This is a genomic window from Methylobacterium fujisawaense (assembly GCF_014138435.1).
GTDB classification, from domain to species: Bacteria; Pseudomonadota; Alphaproteobacteria; order Rhizobiales; family Beijerinckiaceae; genus Methylobacterium; species Methylobacterium fujisawaense.
In genome coordinates this window covers 671,738-691,176 of sequence record NZ_JACJIM010000002.1, presented here as the reverse complement: position 1 = coordinate 691,176, position 19,439 = coordinate 671,738, and the positions used below count along the sequence as shown (strand labels likewise).

The window sequence follows — 19,439 nt, the reverse complement described above, 5'->3', positions numbered from 1 at the left end:
ATTACTGCGAGCGTTACTCCATTTTAAGGACTTGATATTTTCTGCGATTAGGCGTTCATTCAAAAGTCGGCGCTTAATCGCTAGTTCTCAAGGATATCGTGACCTTAGCAGGATTCATGCCTGAATTGCAACAACGCTCTTTATTCGCCCTTCGAGGCGAGACGTATTATATTTGAATTGGTGCTGGAATGCTCGTTTGGAAACGAAATCTTTCCATGAAGATCGCCGTTGCACAGGCCGTGCAAATCATCGCGCCCTACATGCTTGCCGTATCCGGCCCATTGGTGCTGTCAGCGACACAATTCGTTCTGTCAGTCGTTCTTGTCCATCTGATGAGCCCGAAGGACTTTGGCACTTTTTCGTTCCTTATGGTGACATCACAATTTCTGATGAGCTTTTCCGGCGCCTTTCTGTGTGCTCCCCTTCCCGTCGTGATGGCGAGAGCCAGCAACACACGCGATGCCGCTACCGTCGAGTGTTTGTTTGGTGTGAATATTATTATCGGACTATTAGTTTTTGTGGTGATTACCGCGCTCAGTGCTGCTCTCGGGATTAAAATTCTACCTGCAGCCCTATTCGGAGGATTTGCAAGCCTGACAATGCTGCGCTGGTTCGGTCGCGCCTATGTGTATGCGATCGGCCTGCCGCAACGTGCCACACTGTCCGATATCGTATCCGGCGTCGTCCTCGGCGTCGGCATCGGGTTGATCGCGTGGCAGGGCAGCGCTTCCCCCCTCTTCGCTTACGGATTTCTGATGCTCAGTGCAGCCGGCGGTCTGCTGGCGTTCGGGCCTCGTCATCTCGCGGAACAGCTTCGATTGCCCCGCCTCGAAGAATTGTCGCGCTATGGTGCCGTCTGGAAAGAGCATTCGAGCTGGTCGCTGCTCGGACTGGTCACGACGGAGGCCACCGGCAACGCACATGCTTATTTCGTGACCCTGATCTCGGGTGCCGTCGCCTTTGCGGCGCTCGCGGCGAGCGCACTCCTGATCCGGCCGGCCATCATCCTGATGAACGCCCTCGGAGAATTCGAGAGACCGCGTCTCGCACGGCTCGTCGCCCAACAGCGATGGAGCGACGTCGATCGCACGCTGTCCCTGTTTCGATTCATTCTCATGAGCGGCTGGTTCGCAACCTTGGGCCTCGGCGTCATCGTTGCCTACTTCGCGCCCTCGCTTCTGTTTTCGAAAGACTACGATTTGCTTTATGTTCAGAAGGCATTTGTCCTCTGGTTGGCGATCATGGGCCTCCGCCTTGTCCGCACCCCGGAAAGTATCTTGCTGCAAGCCGCAGGGCAGTTCCGGGTGCTGGCTTTCTCAAGCGTCTACTCGTCGGTGATCTCAGTCATCCTCGTCGTTGTCATGGTCTGGGTGGTGGGGCCGCTGTACTCGATGGTCGGCGTTCTCGCAGGCGAGGCGATCTTCACGCTGGCTGTATGGCGCGTCGCGCGCGCCTGGCGCTGGAAGGGCAGGCAGGCGTCTCCGCACGTGCAGTTGCCGTGAACGCGTGCAGTCTTCGCGATCACCGCCGCAGACGGCTCATCGTGGCCAGCTGGACGCGCCCGGGCGGCACGGGGCGCGCCGGTCTGCGCCGCTGACGGTCGCCGCGCCCGGCACGACGCCTGCCCCGACCCCGGTTCACCATTCCGAGGGCGGTCTGCAACTGAACTGTGGACTCACCTCGAAGACACGGAGAGCGCTTTCCGTGAACGCGGAGGCCGTCCACACTTGGGTCTGGTGCCGCGGCGGTGCGTCTTGCTCAGACGAGTAGGCGGTCTCGCCGCGCGGCGGCCGCCGATCTCGGCGTCAGGCTCCCGACCGTGCGCAACGGGATCGACGGCCGGCGTGATCGCGAGATGGACGCGGCACCCGCAGACCGGCTGGAGGGCATGGCTGCCGCGCTGAGGCGCCTGCACCGCGGGAACGCCGTGCAGCGTCAGGACGGCCCGAGACACATCATTTCATCCTGAGCCATAGCCCGTCCGAAGCCGACTCGATCTCGAACAGGCGAAGGGCACGAAACGACCAGCCCGGTGAGACGGAGCCATCTCGGAGATCGAAAGAGGCGAGATGCCTGGGGCAGAGCAGCCGTCCACCGACGCACTGGCCGAGAGACAAGTCTGCCCCCCAGTGCGGGCAGGCCCGCTCGGCGGCTACGATCCGCTCGCCATCGCGCACGAGAAGCAGATGGTATCCTCGGACGGTGATCGCCACCGAGTTCCGCCCGGCGAGAAGGTCGTGCGGGCCGAGGCAAATCCGCTCTGGCCCGTCCGTCTCAGCCACCGAGATAGGTGTCCCGCACGTGGGGATCGGCGATGAGGTCCCGGCCGGCGCGCGCCGACCTCGCCCTTGCCAAAAGCGAAGCATGCTTCGTAGTCCGGCGTTGCACGCGGCGTTCCAAGACTGGAACCGTTCTGCGGAGTCGGACGATGGATGAGGGCCTGGACGCCGGATTCGCGGCGGGGTCGGCAAAGGCGAACGGGACGGCGGACACGCGGCACTGGCCCCTGGGCGAGCGCCCGGGCTTCCTCGCCCGCCGCATGCACCAGATCCACGTCAGCCTTTTTGCGGAAAGCTGTGTCGCGTTTCGCGTCACTCCGCTGCAGTACAGCTTGCTGTCGCTGCTGCGGGACCTGGAGGAGGCCGATCAAACGACCCTCGCGAGCGCGGTCGCCCTCGACCGGACGACGACGACCGGCGCCCTGAAACGCCTCGCGGCGCGCGGCTTGGTGAGCCGCTCGACCTCGCCCCTCGACCGCCGCGCGCAGGTCTGTCGGCTGACCGAAGCGGGGGCCGCGCTCCACAGCGCGATGGAGCCGGCGGCGCGGGCCGCGCACGCCCTGACCGTCGAGGCCCTCACCCCGGCGGAGCAGGGCACCCTGACCCGGCTCCTGCGCCGCGTCATCGCGGGGTACGAGCACCGGCGCGGCCAGCCCGCCATCGTGTAGGGCGCGGCCTTTGCCCAAAGAAGACACAGATTGTTCTGCGTCGAAGAATTTCGAAAGGTCCCTTATCCCAATACCTTCGGAAAAATTGGACGGGTATTTCATTTGCAGAGCGCACGCCGGTTGCGCATAAATACGGCATGACATGCCCACAGGGCGTGCTGAGCTGATCACCCAGCGCATCTGAGCTTCCCTGCCCGGGGCGAATGCCGGTGATCCGCCCGGATCGGCCAGGGCGATGTTCTCGCGGATGGTGCGGGCGAACAGCACGTTCTCCTGCAGCATCACCCCGATCTGCCGGCGTAGCCCGGACGGGTCGAGCAGCCCGACATCGATGCCGTCGACCAGAACCCGCCCGCGCTCGGGCAGGTACGGGCGCTGCAGCAGCTTGGTCAGCGTCGACTTGCCCGAGCCCGAGCGGCCGACGATGCCCACCACCTCGCCGGGTTGGATTTCGACGTCGAGCCCGCGCAGGATCTCCGGTCCGCCCGGCCGGTAGCGGAAGCCCACGCCCTCGAAGCGGATGTGGCCCCGCAGCGGAGGCGGGCACTGCTTGACGCCGTCAAAGCCGGGTTCGACCGGCGTGTTGAGGATGTCGCCGAGCCGGTCGACGGACAGCCGGAACTGCTGGAAGTCCTGCCAAAGCTGGGCGAGGCGCAGCACCGGCCCGCTGATCTACCCGGCCCGCATGTTGAAGGCCACGAACTCGCCGATGGTCAGCGTCCCGCCGATCACCGCCTGTGCGCCGAACCACAGCAGTGCCGCGCTCGTCACCTTGCCGGTCAGCCCGACGAGCTGGCAGCCCGCGGCGCCCAGGGTCACGCAGCGCAGGGCCGCACCGATATAGCCGGCGAGTTGCTCCTCGTAGCGGGTACGGACCTGCGGCTCGACCGCCATGGCCTTGAGGGTCTGGATGCCGCCCAGGCTCTCCACCAGCATGGACTGGTTGGCCGCCCCGCGCTGGAACTTCTCCTGCACCCGCGCCTTCAGGACGGGCGTCAGGGCGAGGGAGATCGTCGCGTAGATCGGGATCGAGGCTGCGACCACGAGGGTGAGCGTGGCCGAGTACCACGCCATCACCGCCAGGAAGGCCAGCCCGAACACCACGTCGATGACCAGGGTGAGCGCCGACGAGGTGACGAAGTTGCGCACGTTCTCCAGCTCGCGCACGCGCGCCACCGTCTGCCCGGTCGGGCGGCTCTCGAAGTAGCCGATGGGCAGCGCCACGAGGTGCCGAAACAGCTGCGCGCCGAGGATCGCGTCCATGCGGCTGGTGGTGTGGGCGAAGACGTAGGTGCGCAGCCAACTGAGCGCGGCCTCGGCAAGGTTCACCGCGAGCAGACCGACTACGAGGACCTGCAACGTCGTCAGGCCACGATGAACCAGGACCTTGTCGATCACCACCTGGGTGAACAGGGGGGCGACCAGCGCCAGCAGCTGGATGACACCGAGACGACGAGCACCTCGGCCAGAACGTTCCTGAAGCGGCGCATGGCCGGCAGGAACCACGCCAGCCCGAACGGAGTGGGGCCTGCACTCGCGGGCGCGCGGCGGACCGCAAACAGGACCTCACCGGTCCAGTTGGACGCTAGCTGTGCGAGCGTCCATGGGGTGGGGCCGCCGCCAGCCTCGCCGACGAACACGCCGGTGTCAGTGCGGCGTCCGATGACGAAGAACCGCCCGTCAGGTCCGCGTGCGATGACCGGCAGGGCGAGGGCCGAGAGGCGTTTGATGGACGATCGCCCCCGGCGTGCCTTGTACCCGCTCGCGCGGGCAATGCGGATGAGATCGTCGAAACCGCTCAGCTGGTCTGGCGAAAGATACTCGCGTGCCGCCCGATCGACGTCGAGCGCGTCTCCGGCCAATCCGAAGATGAGCGCGAGGCTGAAGAGACCGGTATCTTTGGCATATGTGGCAACAAAGTCTGTTGTCACCTGCCAAGACCCCGAAAAACAGTCCTCTTATCATCCTAAAACGGCAGATATGCTGAGATTATCATTTACGGAAGGGGCAGATGCCTTGAAGTTTTATGGGATATACAAGAAATAATGTCTTACTTTTCGCAGCACAAGGTAATTTCCACGAGAAATATGTTGAGTTTTATGTGGCATCGACTAGCTGTATTATAGTGAGTATTGGGCAATAATGTTAACAAAGTCAGACATAAACTGCCTGCGGATGGTATAATGTTGTTCGATATCTGATGTATGCGGTATCGGATGGCCGGATAGGCAGCCAGAACGTCCGGCGGCACGCACCGTGACACTGGCACGGCCTATAGGCTGTTACGGACCTGCGGCTGCGCCAGTTTCTGGGGGATGCAGTCCCGCCGCGCCTACCCGTCCGATGTCAGCGATGAAGAATGGGCCTTGGTCGCTCCTTATCTGCCGCTGCTCCCCGAGACCGCCACCCAGCGCGAGCACAGCCTGCGGGAAGTGTTCAACGGGCTGCGCTACGTCGTGCGCTATGGCGTGCACGGCACGCCCGCCAATGCCGATGACCGCGCTGATGTAGCGGCGCTGGCCGACGCCGTGCAGGAGGCGACCGGTGACAGCGTGGATCTCGCCTACGTCGATCAGGGCTATATCGGCGAGCGTGCGGCGAGGGCGGCAGCCGATCACCGCATCGCCCTGGAGGTCGTGAAGCTATCCGAGTCCAAGCGCGGCTTCGTCCTGCTGCCACGCAGATGGGTCGTCGAGCGCGCCTTCGCCTGGATGGCCCGCTTCCGCCGCTTGGCCAGCGACTACGAGCGTCTACCTGCCACCTTGGCCGGATTGCACCTCGTCGCCTTCAGCGTCCTGCTTCTATCCAGGGCCGCCGACTTCGCAACAGTCCGTAACAGCTCTAACCCCGCTTACCAGCGGTACGAGAAGCTGCCCTTGACGGCGTGATCGCACGTCCGCGCCCCGATCTGACCGTCATAGCTCAATCCCATCACTGTTCCCGGCGCCACCGCCCAGTCGAGGCCTGCGGTCACCATGGCTGCGTCCGGGGCCAGCGGCGCGCCGGCCGTCCGGAAGGCCGAGCTGCCCCGGAACGCCAGGAGAGCGGCCGGCGCCACGTGCCCGAACGCACGCCGGTAGCCGATCAGACCCTGCGCCAGCAGCGGGCCGGCGCCCCCGAACAGGTCCGCCACAACCGCCCGCGCCTGGAGGCCCGCTGTGGCCGTCTCGATGAGGTCGGTCCGCCCGAACGCCGCCAGTGCCGCCGAGCCCCCCGTCTCGGTGAAGCCGTCCCGGCGCAGGCGCAGCGCGGCCACCCCCACGAATGGCTCGATAGAGCGCTCCACCCCGCCGATCCGGTAGCCGACCTCGCCGAAGCCCTGCAGTGTGCTGCCGCCCGCCCGGCCGCTGATCGCCTGCGAGAAGCCCGGGAACAGCACGGTCCGGCGGGTGTCGAGGGCGTCCCGGCCATACAGCGCGCCGAGGCGAACCTGCACGGGTCCGAGCACTCCGCTGGCATAGGCGCCGCCAAAGCTGCCCTCGATCCGACCCGACGACTGGCGCGCGCTTATGTCGAACTGCGTGACGCCCGAGCCGCCCGCCACGCCGACGCGCCAGCCGTCGAGGTCGGCGCCCAGCCCGTCGCCGAGCACGCCCGGGCCGGCCTCGGCGCCGAGTAGGAAGCCGCCAGTCTCCCGGGTGAGGCGAGCGGTGTTGCGGGTGGCGTCGCTCGAACCGAACACCCCGAAGGCTTGCCCCCAGACGCCGTAGCGCGGCGCGAGCGGCCGCACCGGCACGAGGCCGGTGGCAGGCTCGTCCGGGGTAAGGGCGGCGTAGCCGGCCGGCAGGGTGGTGCCGGGGGCGAAGCGCTGGCCGGCGGCGCCAGTCAGGCCGGAACTGCCGGCCGGACCAGCGCCGAAGCGCAGGTGCTCGAGCAGGGTGCCCTGCGCGGCGAGGGCGGTCTGCGCCTGCACGGAGACGGCGGAGCCCTGGATTTCGCCCGACAGGCTGTTGAGCGCCTGCACGGCGCCGGAGGCTGTCTGGTTCAGGAGCGCGGTGGTCACCTGCGCGGCTGGGGTCGAGACCACCGTGGTCGTGCCGGCGCCGGCGCTCACCGCGGTGGTGACCGTACCCGTGGCTGAGACGCTCGTCGTCACGGCGGGGGGTGCGCTGCCGCCCGTGACCGGCGTGCTGGTGACGGTCGGCCCGGTGCCGTTGAGGGCAACCGCGATTGTGGCCTGGTTCGGAGTGGTTGCCGCGCTGGTGAATGGCGCCGTCTGAGCGAAGCCGAGGGTGATGCCGTGGGCCTCGTAGGTCAGCGACGGCGTCAGGAAGGCGAGGTTGCTCGTGGTCTGCAGGCTGGTGAACGTGCCAGTGATGCCGCCGCTCGCGGTGAGCAGCGTGTAGCGCAGGATCGGTGTATAGGTGCCCGAACCCGCCAGCACCTGCACATTGCCGCCCTGGATCGTCACCGGCCCGGTCACGTCGGTGCGGTCGTTGGACGTGGGCGTGATCCGAACCGTGTAGAACGCGCCCGGCGCGAAGGTCAGCGGGCCGTGGATCGTCAGGGTGCCGATCGCCGCGGCACTGCCCGGGGCGAGCCGGCCGCCGGCCTCGATCAGAGGGTCGCCGATCTTACCCGTGCCCGACAGCGTGCCCCCGCGCCGGACCGTCACCTCGGAGGCGCTGAGCACGCCGTCAATCTCCAGCGTGGCGTCCGCCACTGTGGTGGTACCCGTGTAGGTGCTGTGCCCAGTCAGGATCTGCCGGCCGCCGGTCAGGCTCAGGCCGCCGGTGCCGGTGATCGTACCGCTGAAGCTGCCACCGGCATCTGCCACGGACAGCGTCTTGGTGCCGAGCGTGACGGTGCCGGCCTGGCCGACAGCCGTGTCGGCCAGGCCGGCGATCATGGTGCCCGTCCCGGTCAGGCCAGAGATGTCGAAGCTGGCGCCGGTGGCCAGCGCCACGCCGCTGGAGGCGGCGATCGAGCCAGCCCCGGCCAGCGACAGCATACCGCCGGTGATCGTGGTACGGCCGGTGTAGATGCTGGTCCCGGTCAGCGTCTGGGTGCCTGCCGTAAGGGTCAGGCCGCCGATGCCGGTGATGCTGCCGCCGAAGCCGGTGCTGGCGTTGGCGATCGTGAGCGTGCTGGCGCCGAGGGTGACGGTGCCGGCTTGGCCGGGGGCTGTGTCGAGGAGGCCGGCGATGGTGGCGCTGGTCCCGGTCAGGCCGGCGATGTCGAAGGTGCCGCCCGTGGCGAGCGCCACGCCGCTGGAGGCGCTGATCGAACCGGCCCCGGCCAGGGCTAGCCTGCCGCCAGAAATCGTGGTGGTGCCCGTATAGGTGTTGGCGGCCGTGAGGATCGCGGTGCCGGTGCCGACCTTCGACAGACCGTAGCCGTTGCCGCCGTTGTCGATGGTGCCGGAGAGAGTCAGGGTGCCGCGGCCACCGAGCGTGCCATTGCCGGCTAGCGTGATCGCCCCCGAGACGCCGGCCGTGCCGGTGCCGGTGAGTGCGCCGACGCCGCCCACACCGGTGCCCGTCAGCGTCAGGGTGTTGGCGAGGGTGACGTCGTTCACGTCGAGGGTCCCGGCCGCCGCGACCGTCGCCGCTCCGGTGCCCAGCGCCGCGGCGTTAATCGCGCTGAGGGTGCCGGCCGCGATGGTGGTGCCGCCGGTGTAGGTGCTGGCGCCGGTCAGCGTGAGGGTTCCGGCGCCGGCCTTGGTCAGGCCGCCGGTTCCGTGGAGGGTGCCGGCGAAGGTGGTGGAGGTGCCGTCCCCGCCGGCGGTGAGGCGGGCGGTGCCGAGCGCGACGCGCCCCTGTCCGGCGAGGGATCCAACGGTCTCGCTGTCGGCGAGCGCCAGGGTCGCGCCGGGCGCGATGGTGACGCGGCTGAGGTCGCCGATGGCCTGCCCGCTGCGGGCGAGCAGGGTGCCGGCCGCGATGCTGGTGGCGCCCGTGTAGGTGTTGGTGCCCGCCAGGGTGAGGGTTCCGGGGCCGGCCTTGGTGAGCCCGCCGGGTCCGGAGAGGGCCTGTGCGAGGGTGACGGTGTTGGCGGGATCGGCGATGTCGAGGCCGCCGCCGTTCCGGCCCCAGGTGATCGGGCGGGTGGTGGAGGTGAAGGCGGTTCCGGTGATCTGGAGGGTTCCGCCGTCGAAGGCGAGGGCACCGGTGGCGGCGCCGAGGTTGACGTCGCGCGAGACCGAGAGGGTGCCGCCCGCCAGGACGACGCCGCCCGAGAAGGTGTTCGTGCCGCTCAGCGTCAGCGTCCCATCCCCGAGCTTGATCAGGCTGCCCTGGGTGGGGATTTCGGCGAAAGAGGCGATCCGTATGGGCTCGAACCGAGACTCGTTCTGCCAATCGCGGACGATCTGAGCGATGGTGCTGTCGTAATCGGCGCTCGTCAGCCCCGAGAGATAGCCGCTCAGGAGGTTGCCCATGTCGTTGCGGGCAGAGGCGTAGGCCGGGTTCGTGAGGGGCCAGACGTTGTCATACCCGTTGGACCGGACGAACGTCGCCAGGACCTGGTTAGCGACGGGATCGTTGTTGGCGGCCTTGATAGCGTTCAGGATCCCGGATTCGCTGCCGTTGCGCAGTGCGCTGACGACGCCGTCCAGCGCAGTCAGGCTTGCCGGCAGGCCGGCCGTCAGGACCGGGGGCTGAAGGCGGGAAGCGAGGGTGGCCTTGCGGGTCGTCCATGTGGCCGCCTCGGCGTCGTTCTCCCGTTTGCGCTGGATCAGCGCGTCCTCGGAGATGTCGTTGGACCACGTGTCCTTCACGCCCGCGGGGAGGTTCGCGGCGACGGGCCCCAGGAACTGGCCGGGCCCCCGCATGGCCTTGTCGAGGTCGATCAGGCCCCAGCCCCAGACTGCGTTGGGCGCATTGGGGTTGGCGTCGGGAACGCCATCGACGGCATTGCGGTGATAGGCGGTGGTGAGCAGGACGTCGCGGGTCTGCGTGTTGGACATGTACGGATAGCGCTGCATGATGACCGCCAGCGCACCGGTGGCGTGTGGCGCCGCCATCGAGGTCCCGCCGATCGTGGTGTAGCCGGTCTGATTGTTTGGATCGATACTCCATTCATTGGCATTCCAGACGGCGCTCCGCGTGTATGTCGGTGCCGTACTGTTGATTTCGTCGCCAGGAGCGACGACGTACCAATATTTGGCGGCGCCGGCGCGGTTAGAATATGAGACGAGGATGACGTCCTCGGGCGCTGTGCTTCCGTTTGCGCCGCGTCCGGCCGTGCCGATTGCAAGCCAGTTCTTCTCGATGTCCGGCCGGAAGTACGGCAGGGACGAGCGCACGTTCGGATTGTCCCAGCCGGTGTTTCCCGCAGCGAAGACTTGGATGATGCCGTACTGCTTGGCGACATCCGACAAGGCATCGACATAGCCGAGCTGGCCGTCGAATTTCGTGTAGGCTTGGCGTAAGCCAGGGAGCGTGTTGTAGTTGTCCGTTGGCGGGGGGCTGCCCCAGGACGAGTTGATCGCCCGGGCGCCGGCGGCCGCGAGACTGCCATAGGCGTTCTTGAAGTACGCGTAGTCGGCGTTCGCCCCGTAGATGCCTTCATCCGTCGTGTGCGTGTTCGCAACGTAGAGTGTGGCGTCGGACGCCACGCCGTGCATGCCGACGCCGTTGCGGGAGGCCGCGATCGACCCGCTCACGTGGGTGCCGTGCGGATCGTTGACGGCCGGATCGTAGGTGCCGGGAACGGTGTAGGGCTCGCCCTTGTCGAAGAAACTCGGCTGCGGAGACCGGTCGTCCGGCACCCCGGACCCAATCGTGAAGTAATAGCCGTCCGATCCGAAGGTGCCGGTGATCGTGAGCGGCTTCACGCGGCCGTCGGCGAATTCCGGGTGGGCGGTGTAGATGCCCGAATCGACCACGCCGACCGTGACGCCCAAACCCGTGTAGCCGGCCGCATAGGCATCGGCGGCGCGCATCGCCCCCAGGCCCCAGTCGGCCTGATATTCCGGCGTGCGCCACGACGCCGGATCGGTGCTGACGGCGCTCTGCGCTAGGGAAAGGTTCGGCCCGGACCATCCCAGAGCCACGAGGCCCAGGCTCGCGCCCCATGAGACCGATAAAACCGAATCCCGAAGACGCCTCATTTCGATGACGAACGCTGGAAATTCGATTTTCTTGTACATTTAATCCGCCCGCGATTCAAAATATCGCATCAACGGAAGATGTTCGATCAGACGTCAGGTGTCATCTGATCTCGATCTCGTTATCATGCGCGGGGAAAATCTAAATCTACCTTCGTTTGGGTCGCAACTGGCGGTAATGTATTTCAAAAAATTCATATTGATGAGATAAACAGCGACCGAGTAATGTTGATTTCCTAGCGAATTCAATGCTGATCGAGTGCCGGTTAATCGATTACATCGACCATTCTTCATATTGGCACAGAAATTGCGTCGAGGGCGAAATCGAAGTGTCACATCAACAGGTCGGTACGCTGTATTTCTGCCACACCTTCGACGCCCGGCGATCCTATGTCGGAGCGACTCTGGCCGAGCGGTTTGACCGGACGTGCCGTGGGAAGGTGGGTATTCTCGGCCCGCCGTCGGAGGCCGCGCTCGTCGCGCTCGACGACCGGCCGAGCTCTAGCCTGCGGCGCCTGCTGCCAAGATGGGCGGCAGTTCGACGCGACGGCAGCGTTCCCGGAAGGGGCTCCGGTCAGTTTGCGCGGATGGGGCCGACGCCTCGTCTGACCCCATCGTGGGTTGGTCGCCGCTGAAGCCGGCCGCCGTCCGCGGAGGCCTCGCGGCGTGTGCCCCCTCCTTGCCGGCAGCAGCGGACGCTCACGCACGCGGGATGTGCCGGCCGAATTGTGGCAATTCGGTTACATGCCCGTCTAAACGATCGTGATCGACGCGATTTGCGCCCCCGTCCACACGATGGCTCGACAATGGTAGCAAGCAATTATCATGCCAAAATCAGGAAATGCTGGGATCTGCCGCAATCGACCGGCGGCAGAACTCCGGGACGACGAATTACACATCCTTCAATAGAGGGGAAATGTACAGATAATACAGTATATAATGACGGCACTTGAAAGATCGGAAAGTTATTTTCTATCTTATCGGCATGAGCGCCGCAGATTTTATCGCCGACTCGCCGTGTCGCGACTTCGATGATCCACGGACCTGTTTCGCCTGCGTGAGACGAACGTCGACGACCGCGCTTCAAATCTCTGGGGCGGCCGGTTCGAACGGAGAAGCCAAGTGACCGGCCATGGGCCGATCCGTCGCACGGCGCTCGCGCACCGGACGCCCGGTCGCGGGTCCCGCTGTGCCTACTGGCAAAGCTCGGTCGCGGTCCGGCCGTCCGCCTCATCGCAGTCCGTCCGATCGACACCGTGCCGGCGCCGGTCTCGCGATCCCGCCCGCCGAATGGCCATTCTCGCCCGTCGAAGGCGGCACGGTCGATGGAATCGCGGCCCTGCGTGTCCGGGGCTTTCCGGCGACTCCATCGCGGCACGCCCGCCGGCGCGCCGTGCCGGTCGGCGCGCGGGTGCCGTCACTGAGGGCAGAGGCCCGGGTGAGTCCGTCCGCGGCCCGGATGCCGCGCCCCGGCCCGTCGAAGTCCCTTGTCCAGATCACAGCTCCGGAGATCGACCATGTTCCTTGGCCTGCCCGCGTCACGGGGGCGACTGCGCGTTTCCGGAACCCTCCTGGGCGCCCTGTGGCTGACCGTGCCGGCCTCCGCACAGGCGAGCGATCCCCAGAATCAGCTCGCCCTGCGTGACGTCGTCCGCGCTGCCTATATCCGCGCCGGCCAGCCCAAGACCGACGCAGAGATCGCCACCTTGTCGGTCTCCGCCCGGCCGCTGGTGACCTTCGACCCGCGCGCCGCGACGGAAGCCGACATCGTCGGTCTCGTGGGGCGGCTCGGGCTCACGGACGCCTCGCTGCCGAAGCCGCCGGACCCCGTCTCCCTGACGCGAACCCTCTCGAGCAATCCGCTGCCCGATTACGGCGGCGTCGACCTCACCGGGCGAACAGCCTTGGACCTCGGCGGCATGCTGCAACGGGGCGAGACGACGTCGCGCGAGATCGTGTTGCAGTACCTGTACAAGATCCAGCAACTCGACCATGCAGGCCCGGCCCTGCGCTCCGTCGAGCAGATCAATCCGGATATCCTGACGCTCGCCGACCAAGCGGATGCGCAGCGGATGGAGGCGCAGCGCCAGGGCCGGACGCTGCCGCCGCTCTTCGGCGTACCGGTTCTGCTCAAGATGAATATCGGCACCGCCGACGATCTGCGCACCACTGCGGGCTCGGCCGCCCTGATCGGATCCCGTCCGGCCGCCGAGGCGACGCTGGTGACCGGGATGCGGGAGCAGGGCCTGCTTATCCTGGGCAAGGCCAATATGGGCCAGTGGGCCGGGCTGACGAGCAACAATCAAAGCAGCACGGGCGGTCAGACGATCAGCCCGGTCGATCCGTCGATCGCGGTGGCCGGATCCAGCAGCGGGCCGAGCATCGCGGCTGCCATGCGCTTCGCGCCGCTTACCGTCGGATCGCAAACCTCCGACTCGATCATCTATCCAGCGCAGCAGCAAGGTCTCTACGCACTCAAGCCGACGGCGGGCCTGATCAGCACGACCGGCATCGCGCCCTATTCCCGGCAAATCGACACCGCCGGCCCGATGGGCAACAGCGTCCACGACCTCGCCGCCGCCCTCAACGGGATGGTCAAGCTCGACACGACCGACACGCGCAGCAAGGACTTCGTCCGGCCTGCCGACTACAATGCCGGCCTGACCGGTGACCTGACCGGCCTGAAGGTCGGCGTCTACAGCGCGACGCCCACCGAGGATCCTCAGCGGCCCGCGCAGTTCAATTCCCTCGTCGGCGGGATGCTGACGGCCGCGCACGCCGCCGTCGTGTCGCTCGATCGCGCCAGCGTCGACGCGGCGGTGAAGACGGCGGTCCTGGCGATGTCGGACGACGATCTCGTCCAGTTCGTGAAGCTTGCCGATTCATCCGTGCAGATTCCGACCGATCCGGCCGCCAGGGCCGCAGTTCTGAGCGATTTTCGGCAATCCTTCGACAACGGGGCCAGGTGGGTCGAAGCCGCGACCACCGGGGCCTCACCATTCTACTTCTATGATGCCTACGTTTCGATTTCGAGCTACCTTGCCTCTCGTGTCTCATCGCCCGACGATTACAAGAGCGCTCTCGTCCGGCTGCTCGGAGACAAGTTCTCGCGGCTGAACGTGGATCCGAAGGTATTCGCCCGCACGATCGACGACCTCGTGGCCTTCGCCAAGAAGAACCCGGACCTCGATAGCGGCGAGATGGCCCTGGCTGGTCTGGCCGTGGATAAGGTCGGCCCCTACGCCTCCATCGACGAATTCAATCGCGCCTATGCGAATTGGATCCGGATCTCGACGACGCTGATGTCGAATGTCCGCAAGGCACTCGGTGTCGATGCGGTGGTCGGCTTCCTCGGCACGGACGACGACACCAACGACGGCCTCGGCATATTTACCTTCTCGACGGAACAGACTTCCTCATCGCCCCAACTCAACGTGCCCTTTCAGGTGGGTGGGGCGCCGGCGAACATCCTCATCGACGCCAATCCCTATCAGGAGCAGACGCTGCTGAGGATCGGCCAAGCCCTCCAACAGCAACTGAGCTCCGATGCGTTCCGGCAGTATCGGGTTGTGGCGCCCAATCCTCCCGCGACAGGCTATGGCGACGATCAGCCGAACGATAACGGGCCGCTCCTGCCGCTCGTCCTCAAGAACCTCGACGATCATGGCCGCGCCACCAGGGCCCATCTGCTGACGACCGAGATGGCGCCGCTGGTGCTCGACGTCACTGACGCGAGCATGGCGCCGCACTTCGACGGGCGCATCTCCGGCATTGGCGGCTTGATCAAGGACGGGACCGGCATTCAGCTCCTGACCGGGACGAGCGACTTCACCGGCAGGGTCCTCGTCTGGCAGGGCGGGCTCGCCGTCGACAAGACGGAGGCGCTCGGCGCCCCCAGCAACACCGTGACGCTGGAGAACAAGAGCGCGTTGATCGCCACCCGGAGCTTCGCGCTCGGGCGGCCCGTCATCCTCCGCGACGGCGGTACCCTCGGGGTGCTCGCCGGTGCGACGCTGACGGAGGATGCGGTCGTGTCCGGCAATGGCGGCCTGTCCAAGACGGGCCTGGGCCGATTGAGCCTTCGGGCCGACAACACCTATACGGGCGGCACGCAGATCCTGGCGGGCACCGTTTCGGTACCGCGGGAGGCGAATCTCGGCCAAGCCTACGGGGCTGTCACGATCGGCGACGGGGCCGCCCTGGAGGCGACGGCGAGCTTCACGACCACGCGTCCCTTCACCCTGGAGGGTGCCTCGGGTCTGGCAGTCGATCCGGCGCAGACCCTGACGGTGTCGAACGTCTTGTCCGGTCCGGGGACCTTGTTCAAGCTCGGGCTGGGCACGCTGACGCTCTCCGGCACGAACACCTTCTCGGGCGGTGTCGTGCTCGCGGGCGGCACCCTCTCGGTGGCGCGCGACGCCAACCTCGGCGCCGCCACCGGTTCGCTCGCCTTCGACGGCGGAACCCTCCAGATCACCGGAACCGCCTTCTCCTCCACGACCCGCCCGATCACCTGGAGCCGGAACGGCGGCGGCCTCGACATCGCCGATCCCGCCAACACCGTCACCCTCGCACAGGCCCTCTCCGGATCCGGCGGCCTGACCAAGCTCGGACCCGGGACCCTCGCCCTGGCAGGCACCAACACCTACACCGGCGCCACCACCCTCGCGGAAGGCACCTTGCTCGCCCGCGGCGGGCAGGCCATCGGCGACCGCAGCGCCGTCACCATCGCGGCGGGGGCCACCCTGGCGCTCGCCGACAGCGAGACCATCGGATCCCTCGCCGGACAGGGCCGCGTCTCGCTCGGCAACGCCCGCCTCACCGCCGGAGCGGACGGCACCTCCACCACCTTCGCCGGCACCCTCGACGGAACCGGCGGCCTGACCAAGGCCGGCGCCGGAACCCTGACGCTGATTGGCGCCAGCACTTACACCGGCGGCACCACTATCGCGGCCGGCACCCTCAACCTCTCCGCGACCGCCCGTCTCCTCGCCCCACTCGTCAGCCGGCCCGACACCGTCCTGGTCAACGCCGGAACCCTGGTGGGCGGGCTCACCAATGCCGGCACGGCGTTCAATAGCGGCGCCATCACGGGCGGCGTCGCCAATATCGGCAGCCTGACCACCTCCGGCACGGTGGCGGGCGGGCTGACCAACACCGGCACGGTGCTGGCCAGCGCCGGCCGGATCGACGGCGCCATCCGCAACGACGCCGGGACCCTCGCCGTCACCGGAACTGTGGCCAGCGACGGAACCTTCGCTAACGCCGCCGGTGCGACGCTGGCGGTCACCGGCGCCTACAGCCTCGCCGGGCCGCTCACCAACGACGGCACGGTCGCGGTCGCCCGGGCCGCCAGCCTCACGGCGTCCGCCGGCCTCGGCAATGCCGGCAGCCTCACGAATGGCGGGACGATCACCGGAGGTGTCGCAAACACCGGCTGGCTCACGACCAGCGGAACCATCGCCGGCAGCCTCATCAATGCCGGCTGGACCCAGAACAGCGGCGCCGTCACGGGCGGCGTGTCGAACAGCGGTACGCTCGCCACCTCCGGCACGATCGCGGGCGGGCTGACCAACACCGGCACCGTCACGGCCAGCGCCGGCCGGATCGACGGCGCCATCCGCAACGAGGCCGGCACCCTCGCCGTCACCGGCGCGGTGGCCGGCGACAGCACCTTCACCAACGCCGCAGGCGCAACGCTCGCGGTCACCGGCGCCTACAGCCTCAGCGGGCCCCTCACCAACGCCGGTACGGTCGCGGTCGCGCGGACCGCGAGCCTCACGGCCGCCGCCGGCCTCGGCAATGCCGGCAGCCTCACGAATGGGGGGACGATCACCGGCGCGGTCGCGAACACCGGCACGCTCACGAATAACGGAACCATCGCCGGCGGCCTCGCCAATGCCGGTCAGGCAGCCAACAGCGGCACCATCACGGGCGGTGTGTCGAACAGCGGCAACCTCGCGACGAACGGGGCGATCTCCGGCGGCCTCGCCAATGCCGGCTGGACCCAGAACAGCGGCGCCATCGCGGGCGGCGTGTCGAACAGCGGTATGCTCGCCACTGCCGGCACGATCGCGGGCGGGCTGATCAACACGGGTACCGTCACGGCCTCCGCCGGCCGGATCGACGGCGCCATCCGCAACGGGGCCGGCACCCTCGCCGTCACCGGGGCGGTGGCCAGCGACAGCACGTTCGCCAACGCCGCGGGCGCGACCCTGGCGGTCACCGGCGCCTACAGCCTCAGCGGGCTGCTCACCAACGTCGGCACCGTCACGGTCGCCGACGGCGGCCGATTCCTGGCCGGCGGCATCGCCAATGCCGGCCTGCTCACCGTGGCGCAGAATGCCAGCGTCGTCGACGACCTGCTCAACACCGGCCGCCTCGTCAACGCCGGCAGCTTCACCGCCGACGCCGTCAACGCCGCCGGCGCCACGCTCGTCAACACCGGCACCTTCACCACGGTCTCCGCGCCCTTCGCCAATGCCGGCACCCTGATCAATTCCGGCACCCTCACGGGTGGGCTGGCCAATACCGGCATCGTCCAGGCCTCGGGCGTGCTCGCGGGCGCTGTGAGCAACGCCCCCGGCGCCACGTTCGCGCTCACCGGACCGACCACCGGCATCACCCGGCTCACCAACGACGGCAGCCTCGACCTCGGCCGCACCGACCTCGCGGTCGGCTCGCTGGCCGGCTCAACGCCCGAAGCCGTGCTGGGCAACGGTCAGCTCACCGTCGGCGGCGACGGCGCCTCCACCCTCTATGCCGGCCGGATCGTCGACGGCGCCACGCAGACCAGCCTGACCAAGGTCGGGCCCGGCACCCTGACGCTGTCGGGGCTCAGCACCCTGTCCGGGCCGGTCCGCGTGCTCGGCGGCGAACTCGCCGTCACCGGGGCGCTGCCCAACGCCACCCTCGCGATCGGGCCCGGCAGCCTCCTCACAGGCGAGGCCCGGTTTGGCAGCCTGAGCCTCGGCACCGGCGCGACGCTCGCCCCGGGCATCGGCGCGGGGGCGCTGGGCCGGATCAGCGTGGCCGGCAGCCTCGTCCTGGCGCCGGGGGCGCTCTACCGGGTCGATGCCATCGCGGACGGCCGCGCCGACCGGGTCGACGTCGGCGGCAGCGCCACGGTGACGGGCGCCACCGTCCATGCGGTTGCCGGCACCGGCCAATATGCGCCGCGTACGCGCTACACCATCCTGACCGCGGCGGCCGGCGTGCAGGGTCGGTTTGCCGGGGTGAGCAGCAACTTCGCCTTCCTGACCCCGTTCCTGGGATACGCCTCCGACGCGGTGACGCTGACGCTGGCGCGCAACGACCTCGACTTCGCCGCGGTGGCGCAGACGCGCAACCAGCGCGCGGCGGCTGCGGCCGCACAGGCGGGCGCGGTCGGTTCGCCGCTCTACGACGCCGTGGCGATGCTCTCGGCGCGTCAGGCGCAGTCAGCGTTCGGCGCGCTTTCGGGGGACGGGCATGCCACCCTCGCCACGACCGTGTTCGCCAATGCCGGCCTTCTGCGCGAGGCGGTGCTCGACCGTCTGCGCTGGGACGCGGCTCCGGGGGCGCGGCCGGGCGATGGGTCGGAGCCGGCCGTGAGCCTGTGGGGACAGGGGCTCGGCAGCGTCGGGCGCGTGCGCGCGGATGGCAACGCCGCCGGGCTGTCTCGCCACAGCGCCGGCTTCCTGCTGGGCCTGGACGCGCGGGTCGGCACGTCGCTTGGCGCCCTGCGCATGGGCGCGGTCGGCGGCAGCCTGGAGTCTGGCTTTGCCAGCCCGGCCCAGGTCCAGGCTGGCGCGCTCACGAGCACGTTCGGGGGCGTCTACGGCAGCCTGGAGGCGGGATCGGCCATACTGCGGTTCGGGGCGCTGGCGGCGGACGATCCGGCCCAGCTCCGGCGCGTGGTCGCATTCCCGGGTCTGTCGGACAGCGCCACGGCGCGGCTGGGCGGGCATAGCGTGCAGGGCTTCGGCGAGGCGGGCTATCGGATCGGCCTGAGCGCGGCGGTTGAGCTGGAGCCGTTCGCGGGCGGGACGGTGGTCTCGGTCACCCGCGAGCGGTTCGCAGAGCGGGGCGGAGCGGCCACGCTGACCGGCTTCGGGCAGGAACACACGGTGCCGAGCGCCATCATGGGCTTGCGGATGCAAGCGCCACTGGACCGCGACGTTCCTGCTCTGGCGTTCGTGCATGGGATGATCGCCTTCCGGCGGTCGTTCGGCGACTTGGCGCCGAGTGTGCCGCTGGCCTTCCGGGGGACCGGGGCGCGGTTCGCGAGCCGGGGTCTGCCGCTCGACCGGGACGTGCTGGTGAGCGAGGTCGGGCTCGGGCTGATGCTCGCGCCGGGCCTGAGCGCCGGGCTGTCCTACACCGGGCAGATTGGGGCACGCGCCCAGGACCACGCTGCCAAGGGAAGCTTGGTGTACAATTTTTAGAAATTATTCCCCAATT

Annotated in this window: 8 protein-coding genes and 2 pseudogenes; 5 read left to right on the top strand and 5 right to left on the bottom strand. The window is 67.9% G+C overall.

Going from position 1 to position 19,439, the window contains the following annotated elements; all coding sequences use genetic code 11:
• The first annotated feature begins 215 nt into the window (after window positions 1–215).
• Entirely contained in the window at window positions 216–1,502 is a 1,287-nt protein-coding gene (locus GGQ91_RS08095) for an MATE family efflux transporter (protein WP_182591732.1), read from the top strand.
• A 245-nt stretch (window positions 1,503–1,747) separates the two neighbouring features.
• Window positions 1,748–1,942 (top strand): annotated as a pseudogene (locus GGQ91_RS08090) (IS3 family transposase); the annotation flags it as partial.
• A gap of 13 nt (window positions 1,943–1,955) precedes the next feature.
• Here the strand turns inward: GGQ91_RS08090 and GGQ91_RS08085 are convergent.
• On the bottom strand, window positions 1,956–2,366 hold the full coding sequence (locus GGQ91_RS08085) for a Rieske (2Fe-2S) protein (protein WP_182591731.1): 411 nt from the start codon (window positions 2,364–2,366) through the stop codon (window positions 1,956–1,958).
• Here GGQ91_RS08085 and GGQ91_RS08080 point away from each other — a divergent pair.
• Window positions 2,315–2,947, top strand: coding sequence for a MarR family winged helix-turn-helix transcriptional regulator (locus GGQ91_RS08080; protein WP_343066772.1), 633 nt, complete (start codon window positions 2,315–2,317; stop codon window positions 2,945–2,947). The two genes, GGQ91_RS08085 and GGQ91_RS08080, sit on opposite strands and share 52 nt — an antisense overlap.
• 222 nt (window positions 2,948–3,169) lie before the next feature.
• Here GGQ91_RS08080 and GGQ91_RS28085 read toward each other — a convergent pair.
• The 3 genes and pseudogenes from GGQ91_RS28085 to GGQ91_RS28075 all read right to left on the bottom strand — a co-directional run.
• A pseudogene (locus GGQ91_RS28085) lies at window positions 3,170–3,379 on the bottom strand (ATP-binding cassette domain-containing protein); the annotation flags it as partial.
• 240 nt (window positions 3,380–3,619) lie between these two features.
• Window positions 3,620–4,348: an ABC transporter transmembrane domain-containing protein gene (locus tag GGQ91_RS28080; RefSeq protein WP_343066771.1), complete on the bottom strand. Its 729-nt coding sequence runs from the start codon at window positions 4,346–4,348 to the stop codon at window positions 3,620–3,622.
• Window positions 4,342–4,878 (bottom strand): cysteine peptidase family C39 domain-containing protein, encoded by a 537-nt coding sequence (locus GGQ91_RS28075; RefSeq protein ID WP_279899162.1) that lies wholly within the window; start codon window positions 4,876–4,878, stop codon window positions 4,342–4,344. The genes GGQ91_RS28080 and GGQ91_RS28075 overlap by 7 nt, the downstream gene beginning before the upstream one ends.
• Window positions 4,879–5,262: 384 nt before the next feature.
• Here GGQ91_RS28075 and GGQ91_RS08070 point away from each other — a divergent pair, with 384 nt between their 5' ends.
• Window positions 5,263–5,835: a transposase gene (locus GGQ91_RS08070; RefSeq protein ID WP_182591730.1), complete on the top strand. Its 573-nt coding sequence runs from the start codon at window positions 5,263–5,265 to the stop codon at window positions 5,833–5,835.
• Here GGQ91_RS08070 and GGQ91_RS08065 read toward each other — a convergent pair.
• Window positions 5,799–10,943, bottom strand: coding sequence for a S8 family serine peptidase (locus GGQ91_RS08065; RefSeq protein WP_182591729.1), 5,145 nt, complete (start codon window positions 10,941–10,943; stop codon window positions 5,799–5,801). The two genes, GGQ91_RS08070 and GGQ91_RS08065, sit on opposite strands and share 37 nt — an antisense overlap.
• A gap of 1,571 nt (window positions 10,944–12,514) precedes the next feature.
• Between GGQ91_RS08065 and GGQ91_RS08060 the strand changes: the two genes are divergently transcribed.
• Window positions 12,515–19,423, top strand: coding sequence for an amidase family protein (locus GGQ91_RS08060; protein WP_182591728.1), 6,909 nt, complete (start codon window positions 12,515–12,517; stop codon window positions 19,421–19,423).
• Window positions 19,424–19,439 lie beyond the last annotated feature (16 nt).

What these genes read in the sequence shown, in the direction of transcription:
- GGQ91_RS08070 (WP_182591730.1), top strand. Translation starts at nt 5,263, where the DNA reads ATGCAGTCCCGCCGCGCCTACCCGTCCGATGTCAGCGATGAAGAATGG.
- GGQ91_RS08095 (WP_182591732.1), top strand. Translation starts at nt 216, where the DNA reads ATGAAGATCGCCGTTGCACAGGCCGTGCAAATCATCGCGCCCTACATG.
- GGQ91_RS08080 (WP_343066772.1), top strand. Translation starts at nt 2,315, where the DNA reads ATGAGGTCCCGGCCGGCGCGCGCCGACCTCGCCCTTGCCAAAAGCGAA.
- GGQ91_RS08085 (WP_182591731.1), bottom strand. Translation starts at nt 2,366, where the DNA reads ATGCTTCGCTTTTGGCAAGGGCGAGGTCGGCGCGCGCCGGCCGGGACC.
- GGQ91_RS08060 (WP_182591728.1), top strand. Translation starts at nt 12,515, where the DNA reads ATGTTCCTTGGCCTGCCCGCGTCACGGGGGCGACTGCGCGTTTCCGGA.